Here is a 14,483-nt window from a genome sequence, read left to right on the forward strand (position 1 = left end):
ACTGCCTCACGGCGCCGTCGCGACGACCACCGGCTTCAGGGTGCGGCGCATATCAACCGGCTGCGGCACCACTTCAATGCCGGGGAACGCGATCTTCTGCAAGCCGTTGACCACCACACGCTCGCCTGCAGCCAGGCCATCGGTAATCACCAGCAAGCCATCGACGCGGCGTCCGGTTTCGACGATGCGCCGCTCGGCGTGGTTGTCGTCAGTCAGCACATACAGATAGCGCCGATCCTGATCGGTCATCACCGCTTTCTGGTCGACCAGCAACGCGGCACTGGCTGCGGCCACCGGCATTTCTACCCGGGCAAACTGGCCAGGGCGCAAAGCCCCGTCGGGATTGGCCACCTGAGCGCGGTACTGCAGGGTGCCGGTCCGGGGGTTGTACTGGTTGTCGATAAAGTCCAGCTTGCCCTGATAGGGAAAGTCATCCTCACCCGCCAGCCCGATACGCACCGGCACGCTCTGGCCGTGGGGGTTGTCCTGCACGGTCTGCTGGTCGCTTTCGAAGTAAACGTAGAGCGGGTCGACCGATACCAGGGTTGAAAGCAAGGTAGTGTCTGCCGTGGCCAGGTTGCCGCGGGTGACCTGGGCACGACCGATACGGCCACTGACCGGCGCCTTGACCTGGGTATATTCCAGATTCAATTGCGCGCTCTGCAGCGCCGCAGCCGCCGCATTGACCGCTGCCTGAGCCATGGTTCTGGCGGCGTTGCGCTGTTCGAACTCCTCGCGGGAGATGGCCCGGCGCTCCCACAACTGCTCGGACCGCGCGGCCTCGCTACTGGCCAGCGTCAACTGGCTACGCATACGCGCCAGCTCGGCCTGGGCCAGCTGCTCACGGGCTTTGTAAGGACGCGGGTCGATGACAAAAAGCACATCGCCTTCGCTGACCAGCTCGCCTTCTTCAAACCCCACCTTATCTATATAGCCGCTGACGCGCGGCCGCAGTTCCACGGTTTGCGGCGCCTCGACGCGGCCGCTGAAGGCGCCCCACAGGGTTACCGGTTCAGCATGAACTTCGGCAACTTCAACCTCTGGCGGTGGGGGAGCAGCGGTGTTGTCCTGCCCCTGAGCATCGCAACCGACCATCATGGCCAGCAGCAGGGCGCCAAGCAGGGTCACTTTGGCGTCCTTGAATGTGAGTGTATGCATGTGGCTCTCGCTTTCCGTTGAGGATCACTGGTCTGGTGGTCAGCCGAAGTCGCGGGGCGTCTTCGGCAATGCTGCACGATAGGGCCAGCTCTCTCGTATCCGGTAGCGTATTACTGCCGCATGATTGCCTGATTCTGTAAACGCCGAAATAATAGCTGTAAGACTGCGTACCAATATAGGGCATTTGTTCAAGCGAACGCACCCCTAAAGCACCTGTAATAGCAAGGTTTGCGCGATTCTGCTGGTTTATTGCCTAATCCTGCAAACGTCATGCGGGCGTCATATTCCTTACCTAATCCTGTATATACTGCTGGCACGCCCCTGGAGGTCAATCATGCATACACTCGACCAATCTACCCCCGTATCTGAAGCTCAACCGAACTGCATGACTCCGCACTACTGCGCACCAGCATGCCTGGAGCTCGCGAACCTGGTGTCTGCCAGAGTGACTCAGGAGGGCGTCTACGAAACGGATATTCCGGGTCTGGATCTGTTTCGCGTCGACACCCCCACACCCTGTATGTCCACGGTGTATGAACCGTCGCTCTGCGTTATTGCCCAGGGCCGCAAGGTGGTACAACTCGGTGACCGGGAAATCGTTTATGGCGCGCTCAGTTATATTGTTTCCAGCGTCGACCTGCCGGTAAATGGTCAGGTGGTGGATGCATCCCCCGACAACCCGTTTCTTGCAGTGAAGATCAATATTGACCCGGCCGAAGTCGCTGAACTGGTGCTACAACTGGGCGAAACTGCGCCCCGGGGGCCGATCGACTGCCCCTACTCAGCCTGCGGGCTCTACGTTGCCCAGGTTGATCTGGGCATCCTAGATGCGATGACGCGGCTGGTGCGACTTCTCGACTCTCCAACCGACGTGCGCATTCTGGCGCCGCTGATCCAACGGGAAATAATCTACCGCGCGCTGGTTGGTGAAATGGGCGCACGCATGCGCGAGTTCGTGTCCGCGGACAGTCAATCCCACCGCATCTCCCGGGTGATTTCAGTGCTGAAGGACAGATTCGCCGAGCCGCTTCGAGTCCGCGAGCTGGCAGAAGACGTGAACATGAGCGAGTCGACCCTCTACCACAGCTTCAAACAGGTAACGCGCATGTCACCGGTGCAGTTCCAGAAGAAGCTTCGGTTACACGAGGCACGGCGACTGATGCTCAGCGAGGGCCTGGAAGCGGCCACCGCAAGCTACCGCGTCGGCTATGAAAGCCCCTCGCATTTCAGCCGCGAGTACAGCCGCATGTTCGGCGCCTCACCGCGGGCAGATGTGATCAAGTTGCGCGGGGAAACTCGCATACATGTGCCCGCCTGAGACTCCACAGGGTGGGCCGGAAAAATAATCCGGGGTCAGGCGGGAAACTCGACCCTCACCAACAGCCCGCCCAGGTAGCCTTGGTGCAGGCTGATGTCGGCACGATGGGCGCGACAGATTTCACCCACAATCGACAATCCCAGTCCGGTTCCCTGACCGCGGTGATAAAAGCGCTCGAATACCCGTTGCCGCTCGCTTTCGGGGATGCCGCTTCCGGTGTCTTCAATTTCCAGTCTGCGCGGCGCACAGAGCCGCAATACAACCTGCCCACCGGATGGCGTGTGCTGCAGTGAGTTGGTAATCAGGTTACTGATCAACTCCTGCAACAGGGTTGACTCGCCCCATACATCGAAGGGCTGCTCGTCCTCCAGCACCAGCTCGATACCCTGCGCGTAGGCCAGCGGCACCATACTGATAGCCAACTCCTTGACCAGCGGTTGCAATGCAATGCGCTCGGCACTGCCTTCAGCCACGGCCCGTGCGCCCCGCTCGATGCGCGCCATGGAGAGCAAGCGGTTAGCCAGCTTGATGGTGCGATCAGTGCTTTGCTCCGCTTCATTCAGTGCCCGTTTCCAGGCATCCGGTTCGGCGGACCGCAGGCCCAGCTCGATCCGCGCCTTGAGTGCTGCCAGTGGGGTGCGGAGTTCATGGGAGGCTTCGGCAATAAAGTCCCGCTGACGCTCGAAATTCTCGCGCAGACGGCCGGTGAAATGATTGATGGAGTCCACCAATGGCGCCACCTCACGCTGCAGACCATCGGTGCTGATCGGCCGCAGATCATCATTGGCGCGGCCGGCCACCTCTTCACGTAAAAGCCGCAGCGGCCGCAATGCCGCGCTAACAGCCAGCCAGGCGAGAAGCAGGGCGCTGATGGCCAATAACCCCAGATTGATCAAAGACTGGCGCAGCAGGGTATTGGCCATACGCTCCCGCGCCTCCAGGGTTTCCGCCACACGGATCTCGGCCATTCCGCGACTGGTCGCACCGCTGATGGGCTGCAGAAGACTTACCAGGCGCACACCGGCACCCCGATAATCAGCGTCGTAGAAGCGGGCCAGGGCAGGGTAGTCGAGGGTCATCTGCACGGACTCATCGGGAGCGGGCAGATCTTCATAGCCGGAAATGGACTCACCCTGCAGATTGAGAACCTGATAGTAGAGGCGCCCGGTGATGTCATAGGCGAAGTTGTCCAGGGCTATGTAAGGCACCTCGACAACCAGCTTGCCATCTTCATCATGGAGCCGCTCGGCAATGGCCCTGGCCGAAGACAGCAAGGAGCGGTCATAGGCAGTATCCGCCGCCCGGCGGGCATTCCAGTAAGCTGCAGTGCTGGCCAGTACCAGCAGGATAGCCAGCATCAGCGCCAATCTGCGCAGCAAGCGGCCGCGCAGACTACCAGCAGCGCTCACGGGCTGGATTCCAGCAGGTAGCCCAAGCCGCGGAAGGTGACAATACGCACCGAGCTTCCTTCGAGCTTGCGGCGCAGGCGGGATATGTAGATCTCGATGGCTTCCGGATTGGCATCCTGGTCCAGCCCGAAGACCTTGCCGGCCAGCTGCTCCTTGCTCATCAACCGGCCTGGACGCGCGATCAGGTTTTCCAGTACGGCATGCTCCCTTGAAGGCAATTGCAGCGGCTGGCTATCCAGCGTGAACCGCCGGTCATTCAGGTCATATACCAGAACGCCGCAATGCTGTTGACGCTCGCCACCCATCAAGCTGCGGCGCAGGAGCGCATTGACGCGCGCCTCCAATTCACTCAGCTCAAAGGGCTTGGCCAGGTAGTCATCGGCGCCGAGATTGAGGCCGCGCACCCGATCGGCTACTTCAGCACGGGCGGTCAGCATCAGTACCGCCAGGTTCTGGCCTCGTTCGCGCAGGTGCCTCAACACCTCGAATCCATCCATGCGCGGCAAGCCGACGTCCAGTATCGCCAGCGCGTAGTCCTCGTTACGCAATGCCTGATCGGCGGCTACCCCGTCATGCAGGGTGTCCACGGTCCAACCCCCCGACTTGAGCGTGCGAGTCAGGCTATCAGCCAATTCAGGATCGTCTTCTACCAGCAGAATGCGCAATGCCGGGCCTCTTCAATGACCGCTTTTTAGAAGAGTGTACACCGCCGAAACGCTGCGATGAGCATGAAAGGTTGGCGAAAGGTTCACGTTCTAGGATCTGTCCATGCTCACCCAACACCCGGGTGCAGTAGGACTCAGGGCGCAAAGATCGCCCGTAGAACAACAACAATGGAGTTACTCTGATGCAGACAAGATTGCACTTCACGCGCCGTATTCCGGCAGCACTATTGCTGGCTTCATCACCTGTTTTCGTAGCGCCAGGTGTCTCGGCGGCGGGATTCGTCGATAATACTACTGCCACCTTGAGCACCAGCAACATCTATTTCAACCGTGATTTCCGCGACGGCGCAGGCCAATCCAAACGCGAGGAATGGGCACACGGCTTCATCCTGAATGTAAAATCCGGCTATACCCCAGGTACTGTTGGCTTCGGCATCGACGCGATGGCCATGCTGGGTCTCAAGCTGGATTCCAGCCCCGATCGTACCGGTACCGGCCTGTTGCCAGTAAACGATGATGGCCGCGCACCCAGCGAATACAGCAAGTTGAATCTGACCGCCAAGGCACGAGTCTCTGAGTCCACACTGCTGGTCGGCAGCCTGCTGCCAAAGCTGCCCACGCTGAACCCGAACACCAGCCGCATTCTGCCGCAGACGTTTGAGGGCGGCATGGCCACGATCAATGAAATTGACGACCTGAGCATCAGCATGGGCCGTCTGACCAAAACCAAGTACCGCAACTCCACCGACGCCGAGGACCTGACCTCGAACAACAAGAACAGACGCTTCGGCGGCTCGTTCACATCAGATCATTTCGATTGGGTCGGGCTGGACTACAGGTTCATGCCCAGCCTGGCGGGCAGTTACCATCTGGCACAACTGGATGATATCTACCGCCAACACTTTATCGGCCTGAGCCATCAGTTAGCACTGGGCGAAGGCAGCCTGAAAAGCGAGCTACGTGTCGCTGATTCAAGCGAGCAAGGCACCGCCAAGGCTGGCGACATCGACAACCAGGCCTGGCAGGCTCTGCTCAGCTACGCCATCGGCGGTCATCGTTTCGGCTTCAACCTGCAGAAAATGCGCGGCGACAATGCCTTCCCGTATATCAATGGCAGCAACCCGACCCTGGCCAACTTTGTACAGATCAACGATTTCGCCGAAGCCGGCCAGCGCTCTGCGCAGGTGCGTTACGACTACAACTTTGCCGAACAGGGACTACCCGGCCTGAGCTTCATGAGCCGGTACACCAAGGGCGATCAGGCCGAACTGGTAGCCGGTGGTGAAGGCTCTGACTGGGAACGCAACACGGAACTGATGTATGTGGTTCAGGCTGGCCCGATGAAAAACCTCGGTCTGCGCTGGCGCAATGCGTCCTACCGCTCCAGTTACGCCCGTGATGTAGATGAAAACCGTCTGATCGTCAGCTACAGCCTGCCCCTGCTGTAATTGGGCTTGCGCCAGCCACGATAAAGATATCGCCTAGAATAAGAACACGAGGATCTACCCATGAAATCAGCACTTCGTTCTACCCTGCTGGTCATCGCCTGTCTGGGCCTGGCCACCTACACCCTGGCCGACGAACCCAGCCGGCCCGAATGTATCGCCCCGGCTGCCCCTGGTGGCGGTTTCGACCTGACCTGCAAGCTGGCGCAGAGCGCGCTGCTCGACAGCAACAAGATCAGTCGACCGATGCGCGTGACCTACATGCCCGGCGGCATTGGCGCCGTCGCCTACAACTCCGTTGTTGCCCAGCGCGCATCGGAGGGTGGGACCATTACTGCTTTTTCCAGCGGCTCGCTGCTCAACCTGGCCCAGGGCAAGTTCGGCCGCTTCGATGAGAGCGCGGTGAAATGGCTGGCTGCGGTAGGCTCCAGCTATGGCGCTATTGCGGTGCGCGCCGACTCAGAGTTCAAGACCCTGGATGATCTGATCGCGGCCATGAAGAAAGATCCGTCCAAGGTAGTCATCGGTTCCGCCGGTACTGTCGGCAGCCAGGACTGGATGCAAACCGCCCTGGTGGCCCGCACCGCGGGTATCGATCCGCGGGATCTGCGTTACGTCGCCATGGAAGGGGGTGGGGAGCTGGCCACTTCACTGCTCGGTGGTCATATTCATGTAGCCAGCACCGACATTTCCGACTCGGTACCGCATATTGAAAGCGGCGGCATCCGGATTCTGGCTGTGTTGTCCGACGAGCGCCTGCCAGGCGATGCGGTGGCCCACATTCCCACAGCCAAAGAACAAGGCTACGACGTGAGCTGGCCGGTGATTCGCGGTTTCTACATGGGGCCGGATGTCAGCGACGAAGATTACGCCTGGTGGAAAGGCACCTTCGAAGAGATCCTCGCCTCCGAGCAATACGCCACCCTGCGTGAACAGCGTGAACTCTTTCCCTTCTCGATGACCGGTGATGAACTCGATACCTACGTGAAACAACGCGTAGCCGAGTACAAGCAACTGGCCAGCGAATTCGGCCTGACGCAGTAAACCAACCAACCCTGACAGCAATCTGACCCCGATGGCCGGCGGCGCAATGCCCCGGCCTGCGCCTGCGAGGACTCCACCATGTTGTATCACCGCCTGTTTGCGGGGTGCATGCTATTGGCCTGCATCGGCCTTGGCATCACCGCCTGGGGCTATCACGCGCCCTACTCCTACGAACCGGTCGGGCCCCGCGCCTACCCGCTGATGCTGCTGATGCTGCTCGGTGCCGGAGCGTTGCTACTGGTGTTCAAACCCGACCTGGAAACTGGCGGTGAAACCGAGCCGAAGATAGTCCCCGAAATGCTGCGCAAGATCCTGATTTGCCTGGCGCTGCTGCTGGCACTGGCTGCGCTGTTCGAACGGGTCGGCTTTATCGTCACTGCCGCTCTGTTCGGTTTCGGCATGGCGCGGCTCTTTGGTGGCCGCTGGCTGCCCAGTGCAGTGCTCGCCCTCGTATTGGCCCTCGGCCTGTATTTCCTGTTTGACCGCATTCTTGACGTCCCGCTGCCCATGGGCGTGCTGGCCGCACTGGAGAACTGATCATGGAAACGCTGCAATATCTCGGACAGGGTTTTGGCGTAGCCCTGAGCCCGAACAATCTGATTACCGCGCTGGCCGGGACCACACTCGGCACCATCGTCGGCTTGTTACCCGGCCTGGGCCCGATCAACGGGGTCGCCTTGCTGATTCCAGTGGCATTCGCGCTGGGCTTGCCACCGGAAACCGCACTGATTCTGCTTGCCTCGGTTTATCTGGGCTGCGAATACGGCGGTCGTATTTCCTCGATTCTGCTCAACATTCCCGGCGAGGCCTCGGCAGTGATGACCACCCTGGACGGCTACCCGTTGGCACGCCAGGGCAAGGGCGGCATTGCGCTATCCATCTCCGCCTGGAGCTCGTTTATCGGCGGCATGATAGCCACCATCGGGGTGGTCGCCTTCGCACCCTTGCTGGCCAGTTGGGCGGTGTCGTTTGGCCCGGCTGAATATTTCATGTTGATGGTCTTTGCGATTGTCTGTCTGGCCGGGATGGCCGGCGACAAACCGGTCAAGACCGCAATCGCTGTGCTGATCGGTCTGCTGCTGTCCTGTGTAGGTATCGACGCCAACAGCGGCGTCTATCGTTTTACCTTCGGCAGTCTCGGGTTGTCCGACGGCATTCAGTTTGTCGTGCTGGTACTGGGTCTGTTCAGCATCAGTGAGATACTGATGCTGCTGGAGCGCACCCACCACGGTCAGACGGCGGTGAAGGCCAGCGGGCGGATGCTGTTCAACTTCAAGGAAGGTGCCTCGGTCTTCGCTACAAACCTGCGCAGCGGTCTGCTCGGCTTCATTTTCGGCATCCTGCCCGGCGCCGGCGCCACCCTGGCCAGCGCGGTCGCCTATATGTCGGAAAAACGCATTGCCGGTAGCGACGGGCGTTTTGGCGATGGCGATCTGCGCGGTCTGGCTGCGCCGGAAACCGCCAACAGCGCATCGGCCTGTGGCTCCATGGTTCCCATGCTGACCCTGGGTATTCCCGGCTCGGGCACCACGGCGGTGATGCTTGGCGCGCTGACGCTATACAACATCACACCGGGCCCGTTGCTATTCCAGAACCAGCCGGAGATCGTCTGGGGCCTTATCGCGTCGCTGTTCGTTGCCAACGTGATTCTGATCATCATGAACATTCCGATGATCAACGTGTTCACCCGCATTCTCTCGGTACCCAACTGGACGCTGGTACCGGCGATTGCCATCATCACCTCGATCGGTGTTTACGCGGTGCATGCCACCACCTTCGATCTGTTTCTGATGACCGCAATCGGTGTATTCGGATATGTGCTGCGCAAACTGGACTTTCCGCTGTCGGCACTGCTGCTGGGCTTCATTCTGGGCGGCATGATGGAGAGCAACCTGCGCCGCGCGCTGTCCATATCCGACGGCAATCTGGGCATTCTCTGGAATAGCCCGATCACTCTGGGGCTGTGGGTTCTGGTGGTTTTCATGGTGGCGCTACCCTTCTGGCGCGCTTACCGCGGACGCCGCGCGGTTCCCTTGCCCGATGCCTGACACGGCAACGCTATTGGACCGGGCAAAGCTCTGGTCCACGCCGCTGGTAGGTCTGGTGGGAGGCTGGTTGGCCAGTCTGGCTGACTGGCCCTTACCCTGGATGGTCGGCTCCCTACTCGCGGTCATTCTGGTGCGTTGCACCGGCTGGATGCTGGTAGAAATGCCGGGCGGTCGTCAGGCCGGGCAATGGATAGTCGCCAGCTCCATTGGCCTGCACTTTACCGCCCCGGTATTGGAGCAAATCCTCGGCTACTGGTGGGTCATCATTCTCGGCTCTTGTCTGACCGTGATGCTCTGCCTGATCGGCATTGGCGTACTCAGGCGCAGTGGTGTGGATCGCGCTACCGCCTATTTCGCCAGCATGCCGGGCGGCGCCAGCGAGATGGTGGTGCTCGCCCTGCGGCACCAGGCAGAGCCGGCCAAAGTTGCCGCTGCGCACAGCCTGCGTCTGTTGATGGTGGTGCTGATCATCCCCGCGCTGTTCACCTTCAGCTTGCCGGAGACCCAGGCCCCCGAGCCGGGGACGACAAGCTGGGGCTGGTTGGCGCTGCTGATGCCCCTGGGCGCGGCCCTGGCCATGCTATGGCGCCGGCTCGGTCAACCCAATCCATGGATGCTCGGCCCATTGATCGTTTGCGCTGCTGCCAGCCTGTGGTTTGATCTGGATATAGCACTGCCAGCCGGCGGGGGCGAGCTGGGCCAATGGCTGATTGGCTGCGCGCTGGGCTGTCATTTCGATCGCAAGTTCTTCCGCAGTGCGCCTGCCTTCATGCTCAGAGTAGGGCTGTTCACCCTGCTGGCGATGATCGCTGCGGCACTGGGCGCGGAAATACTCAGCTGGTTTGCCGAGGTCGATGACACAAGTCTGATGCTGGGCATGATGCCCGGAGGGATTACCGAACTGTGCCTGACCGCCGAAGCCCTGCAACTATCGGTGGCGCTGGTGACCGCCCTGCAGGTCCTGCGGCTGTTTATGGTGATGTTCCTGGCTGAGCCGGTTTACCGCTTATGGAACCGGCTGCAGCCTTGGAACGGGCCGTTCAGTTAAAGCAGCTTGAGTAGCGCTTTGGCGGCCTCTTCCGAGGAAGCGGGATTCTGCCCGGTAACCAGCTTGCCATCGACCTTAACGTAGGGAGCCCAATCGTCACCCTTGCTGTAGGACCCGCCGCGCTCGCGCAATACGTCTTCAAGGAGGTAAGGCACTACCTTGGTCAGACCCACAGCTTCTTCTTCCGAATTGGAAAAGCCAGTTACCTGACGACCCTTGACCAAGGGTTCGCCGCTGGCCGTGCGGGCCTGCAGCAATGCCGCTGGGGCGTGGCATACCGCACCAATCGGCTTGTTCGCCTGGAGGAAAGACTCCAGCAGCGCAACCGAGTGGATATCACGATACAGATCCCACATGGGGCCGTGGCCACCGGGGTAGAAAACCGCATCGTAATCCGCTGCCTCTATTTCGGTCAGCCGGTGAGTGCTGGCCAGTTGCGCCTGCGCCTCCTGATCCTGGGCAAAACGACGGGTTGCATCGGTTTGCGCATCGGGCTCGTCGCTCTTGGGATCCAGCGGCGGCTGACCACCAGCCGGGGAAGCCAACACCACCTCGGCACCCGCATCGCGCAACACGTAATAGGGCGCCACAAACTCTTCCAGCCAGAAGCCGGTCTTGTTACCGGTATCACCCAGTTGATCGTGCGATGTCAGTACCATAAGTATCTTCATGTCATTCCCTCCGCGGGTTTGTTGACTGTAGCTGTTCGACCCATTCTGGGGTAGTTTGTTCAGCTCTACCAAGGACACATGTATGAAGACGTTACTGCTCAACTGTGACATGGGCGAGAGCTTTGGCGCATGGCAAATGGGTATGGACGAAGAGGTCATGCCGCATATCGATTGCGCCAGCATCGCCTGCGGATTCCATGCCGGCGACCCGGGCGTAATGCGCCGCACCGTCAGGCTTGCGGTCCAGCATGGCGTGCGCATTGGCGCCCATCCGGCATACCCCGACCTGGCCGGCTTCGGCCGACGCTCGATGAGTTGCTCGCCGCAGGAAATAGCGGATCTGCTGCATTACCAGATCGGTGCGCTGGATGGCATCTGCCGCGCCCAGGGCGCGCGGGTGACCTACGTCAAACCCCACGGCGCGCTTTACAACGACATGATGCGTGACGCCGAGCTGCTGCAAACAATCATGCGTGTCGTGTCTGCACACGAAGGGGATCTGCAACTGGTGTTGCTGGCCCGCCGTGACAATAGCGAAGCGCAGGCCATGGCCGACGAATACGGCCTGAGCCTGCTGTTTGAAGCCTTTGCGGATCGTGCCTACGACGCCCAGGGTCACCTTGTTTCGCGCCAACTGCCCGGTTCAGTCCATCTCACACACGAAACCGTGGTTGCCCAGGCACTGAGTATTGCTGCCGAGCGGCCCATAATTGCAGCCGACGGCAGCCCGCTTGTGCTGCAGGCCGACACGCTCTGTGTGCATGGCGACAACCCGGCCGCACTCGCCGCGATACAACAGATCCGCGCCGCCATGCAGACTGCCCCTGGCAGATGAATTATCGTCTCGAGACCGTCGGGCTGGATGTGCTGCTGTTGCGCCTTTTCGAGAAAATTGAGGAAGCCAACATACCCTGGCTGCTTGGCGCTGCGACCCATCTGCGCAGGGAGTTCGGTACCTGTCTGATCGACCTGGTGCCGTCCTATACCACCCTGATGCTGCACTACAACATGGAGCAACTGGACGAGCGCGCCGCACGACAAAGGGTGCACCGCGCGATGCAAGACCTGCAGCCGCAGGAAGCGCAGGGCGAGGGCTCCCGGCATGAGCTGCCCGTATGGTACGACCCCAGCGTCGGCCCGGATCTGCCTCGCATCGCCACACTCAAAGGTATCAGTGAAACCGCTGTGATCCAGGCCCACTGCAGCCGCGACTATCGGGTATTCGCCCTCGGATTTGCTCCGGGCTTCGGTTATCTGGGATTGCTTGATGCCGAACTGGCGGCACCACGTCTGAATACCCCTCGCAAGCGCGTGCCGGCGGGCAGCGTCGGCATTGCCGAACAGCAGACAGCCATCTACCCGTTGGTATCACCGGGTGGCTGGAATCTGTTGGGGCGAACCGCAACCCGATTGTTTGATCCGGACCGTGATGGCTACAGCCTCCTGCAACCGGGCGACTCCGTCCGCTTTGTACCGATAGACCGCGGCGAGTTTATTCGCCAAGGCGGTGATGACACACCCGTGAAGGCTGACGCATGAGCGGGCTACTCGTCGAACACACGCTCGGGCTAGCACAACTGCAGGACCGCGGCCGCTTCGGCGTACGGCATATTGGCGTTACCCAGGGCGGGGCGCTGGACTGGGTGGCAGCGCACTGGGCCAACCACCTGTTAGGGAACAGCCCCGATTGTGCGGTAATGGAAATACCCCTGGGTGGTCTGACCCTGCGCTGCGAGCAGGACAGCACCCTGGCCATTACCGGGGCGGACCTGGCGGCGACCCTCGATGGCATACCCGTTTATGCCTGGCAGAGTTTTGCGGTACAGCGCGGCCAGCAGCTGACATTCAATCCACCGCTTAGCGGAGTGCGTGGCTATCTGGCGGCACCGGGTGGCTTTGCTGCACCGCAAGTGCTTGGCTCGCGATCCACCGTTGGCCGTGAGAAGCTCGGCGGATTTGGCGGAGAAGGTCAGCCGCTGAGGCCGGGCGATCGTCTGGAGTTCGCTGGGGATGTTCGCCCGCTGGTCAGGGTGCCGGAAGCGCTGCTACCGGATTATTCCCGGCCGGCTGTTCTCGAGCTATTGCCCGGTTCACGGCTTGCCGGCTTTTCCGGCCGCAGCCTGTTTGATGCTTTCAACCGCCCCTGGCAGGTCGACCCCCGCGCCGACCGCATGGGGGTTCGCCTTAGGGGCCCGGTACTGCGCTACCAGGGGGCAAGCTTAGTGTCCGAAGGTATACCCCTTGGCGCGATTCAAGTGCCACCTGATGGCCAGCCCATCATATTGCTCAACGACCGCCAGACCATCGGCGGCTATCCGTGCATTGGCACCCTGACACCTGAGTCCGTAGCGCGTCTCGCGCAATGTCCGGTGGGCGCGTACTTGACGTTTAGAGCCATTGGCGTGGAGCAGGCCCAGCGTCAACATCTTGAGCTCCTCAACCAATTCGGCGCACCGCTAATGCCATATCGTGTTGAGCATTTAAGCTTCCGTTAAGTTTTCTCCGATATGTTCCTGGCCTCAGCCGCTTGATTCCCCGCCTGAAAAGCGACCGGGAACGTCCGAGGGTATTCAGTTGCATCAGATTTCATACCGCCACAGGCCTCGCAACCTCAAATTTGTGCGACTGCGATTTCCCGGCCCGCGGGCAAGTACGGTGCTAGGTTTATTGCTGCTGTTAGCGCTGATCGTGTTGGCCGATTACAAACAATGGGACCGCAGGCTGTATTTCCATTTCAAGGCTGCCATCAGTGCGGCAGAAACCAGGGCGCCGGGAGTGTGGCTCTCTTACTATCAGGTAGTGACGCAGGGTAAAACCGTAGCAGGTATAGGCCGGAACCTGTCGTCGATCGTGCATGACTGGGACGCGGACAGCCTGCTGGCCGTATCCAATGGCCCGGCATCCCTGATATCGCTGGATAAATCAGGTAATACCCTGGCGACTTATCCCCTTCAGGGTTTTGGCGACATCGAGGCCATTACCTACCTCGGTGCCGGGCTACTGGTTCTGGTGGAGGAGCGAGCCCACCGGCTGAACATCGTCCGGCTGCCTGACAACCCTGGCCCCATCAACGCCGACCAGGCGCAACACTTCAGCATTGGCATCAACCTGAACGGCAACAAGGGCTACGAGGGTATCGCCTTTGACCCGGCGAGCGATCGGCTATTCATTGTGAAGGAGCGGGATCCGATGCAGCTCCTGGTGATCACCGGCCTGGTTGCCAGCCTGGGCACTGGGCTGGCAATTGACATCACTGACCTGAGTACCTGGATTGACGGTTTTTTCGGTACCGATCTGTCCTCGGTGCATTTCGACCAGCAAACCGGACATCTGCTGCTACTCAGCGAGGAATCCAGGTTAGCAATTGAGCTTGATAGCGCCGGAGAGCTTGTCAGCTATCGCAGTTTTTCCAGCTGGACCAGCGACCTTGATCAGTCAGCACCGCACCCGGAGGGGATCACCCTGGATGCCCAGGGAAATATGTTCATGGTGAGTGAACCCAACCTGTTTTATTCCTTTGCAAAGCCTACCGAATCGCAATCAGCCACTTCAGGTACCCCATGAATTCACACATCCATAAGTGCAATAGCGCCAGCCCCCTCAAGGGCGGCAAAGGGCTCGCCCGTATTCTCATCTAGCGGTTCACCAACCAACAAAGCTTTCCGCCTAATCTTTCC

The 14,483-nt window shown here is 60.4% G+C and carries 14 protein-coding genes; 10 read left to right on the forward strand and 4 right to left on the reverse strand.

Annotation, left to right across the window (positions count from 1 at the left end; translation table 11 throughout):
* Positions 1 to 6 precede the first annotated feature (6 nt).
* The gene (locus IEV54_RS05675) at positions 7 to 1,158 is read right to left on the reverse strand and encodes an efflux RND transporter periplasmic adaptor subunit (protein ID WP_150276362.1); all 1,152 of its coding nucleotides are present in this window, start codon (positions 1,156 to 1,158) and stop codon (positions 7 to 9) included.
* Between the two features lie 385 nt (positions 1,159 to 1,543).
* Here IEV54_RS05675 and IEV54_RS05680 point away from each other — a divergent pair, with 385 nt between their 5' ends.
* The gene (locus IEV54_RS05680) at positions 1,544 to 2,476 is read left to right on the forward strand and encodes an AraC family transcriptional regulator (protein ID WP_373286428.1); all 933 of its coding nucleotides are present in this window, start codon (positions 1,544 to 1,546) and stop codon (positions 2,474 to 2,476) included.
* Between the two features lie 35 nt (positions 2,477 to 2,511).
* Here the strand turns inward: IEV54_RS05680 and IEV54_RS05685 are convergent, their stop codons facing one another.
* Together IEV54_RS05685 and tctD are read right to left on the reverse strand one after the other, a co-directional pair.
* Complete coding sequence (locus IEV54_RS05685) at positions 2,512 to 3,834, reverse strand: sensor histidine kinase (RefSeq protein WP_373286429.1); 1,323 nt, start codon at positions 3,832 to 3,834, stop codon at positions 2,512 to 2,514.
* A gap of 47 nt (positions 3,835 to 3,881) precedes the next feature.
* Positions 3,882 to 4,550 (reverse strand): two-component system response regulator TctD, encoded by a 669-nt coding sequence (tctD, locus tag IEV54_RS05690; RefSeq protein WP_150276365.1) that lies wholly within the window; start codon positions 4,548 to 4,550, stop codon positions 3,882 to 3,884.
* A 182-nt stretch (positions 4,551 to 4,732) separates the two neighbouring features.
* Here tctD and IEV54_RS05695 point away from each other — a divergent pair, with 182 nt between their 5' ends.
* From IEV54_RS05695 to IEV54_RS05715, 5 genes are all read left to right on the forward strand, one after another.
* Positions 4,733 to 5,998 (forward strand): OprD family porin, encoded by a 1,266-nt coding sequence (locus tag IEV54_RS05695; RefSeq protein WP_150276366.1) that lies wholly within the window; start codon positions 4,733 to 4,735, stop codon positions 5,996 to 5,998.
* 60 nt (positions 5,999 to 6,058) lie between these two features.
* Positions 6,059 to 7,039, forward strand: coding sequence for a Bug family tripartite tricarboxylate transporter substrate binding protein (locus IEV54_RS05700; protein WP_150276367.1), 981 nt, complete (start codon positions 6,059 to 6,061; stop codon positions 7,037 to 7,039).
* Positions 7,040 to 7,117: 78 nt separating this feature from the next.
* The gene (locus IEV54_RS05705; protein ID WP_150276368.1) at positions 7,118 to 7,576 is read left to right on the forward strand and encodes a tripartite tricarboxylate transporter TctB family protein; all 459 of its coding nucleotides are present in this window, start codon (positions 7,118 to 7,120) and stop codon (positions 7,574 to 7,576) included.
* A gap of 2 nt (positions 7,577 to 7,578) precedes the next feature.
* Positions 7,579 to 9,087 (forward strand): tripartite tricarboxylate transporter permease, encoded by a 1,509-nt coding sequence (locus IEV54_RS05710; RefSeq protein WP_150276369.1) that lies wholly within the window; start codon positions 7,579 to 7,581, stop codon positions 9,085 to 9,087.
* Positions 9,080 to 10,135: an AbrB family transcriptional regulator gene (locus tag IEV54_RS05715; protein ID WP_150276370.1), complete on the forward strand. Its 1,056-nt coding sequence runs from the start codon at positions 9,080 to 9,082 to the stop codon at positions 10,133 to 10,135. The genes IEV54_RS05710 and IEV54_RS05715 overlap by 8 nt, the downstream gene beginning before the upstream one ends.
* Here IEV54_RS05715 and IEV54_RS05720 read toward each other — a convergent pair.
* Positions 10,132 to 10,806, reverse strand: a complete 675-nt coding sequence (locus tag IEV54_RS05720) for a type 1 glutamine amidotransferase domain-containing protein (protein WP_150276371.1) — start codon at positions 10,804 to 10,806, stop codon at positions 10,132 to 10,134. The genes IEV54_RS05715 and IEV54_RS05720 overlap by 4 nt on opposite strands.
* An 82-nt stretch (positions 10,807 to 10,888) precedes the next feature.
* Here IEV54_RS05720 and IEV54_RS05725 point away from each other — a divergent pair, with 82 nt between their 5' ends.
* The 4 genes from IEV54_RS05725 (at position 10,889) to IEV54_RS05740 (ending at position 14,370) form a co-directional block, all read left to right on the forward strand.
* Entirely contained in the window at positions 10,889 to 11,641 is a 753-nt protein-coding gene (locus tag IEV54_RS05725) for a 5-oxoprolinase subunit PxpA (RefSeq protein WP_150276372.1), read from the forward strand.
* Entirely contained in the window at positions 11,638 to 12,345 is a 708-nt protein-coding gene (pxpB, locus tag IEV54_RS05730; protein ID WP_150276373.1) for a 5-oxoprolinase subunit PxpB, read from the forward strand. The genes IEV54_RS05725 and pxpB overlap by 4 nt, the downstream gene beginning before the upstream one ends.
* Entirely contained in the window at positions 12,342 to 13,301 is a 960-nt protein-coding gene (locus IEV54_RS05735; RefSeq protein WP_150276374.1) for a 5-oxoprolinase subunit C family protein, read from the forward strand. The genes pxpB and IEV54_RS05735 overlap by 4 nt, the downstream gene beginning before the upstream one ends.
* A gap of 160 nt (positions 13,302 to 13,461) precedes the next feature.
* The gene (locus IEV54_RS05740; protein ID WP_188434335.1) at positions 13,462 to 14,370 is read left to right on the forward strand and encodes an SdiA-regulated domain-containing protein; all 909 of its coding nucleotides are present in this window, start codon (positions 13,462 to 13,464) and stop codon (positions 14,368 to 14,370) included.
* Positions 14,371 to 14,483 lie beyond the last annotated feature (113 nt).

The organism is Halopseudomonas salina (assembly GCF_014637955.1).
GTDB lineage: Bacteria > Pseudomonadota > Gammaproteobacteria > Pseudomonadales > Pseudomonadaceae > Halopseudomonas > Halopseudomonas salina.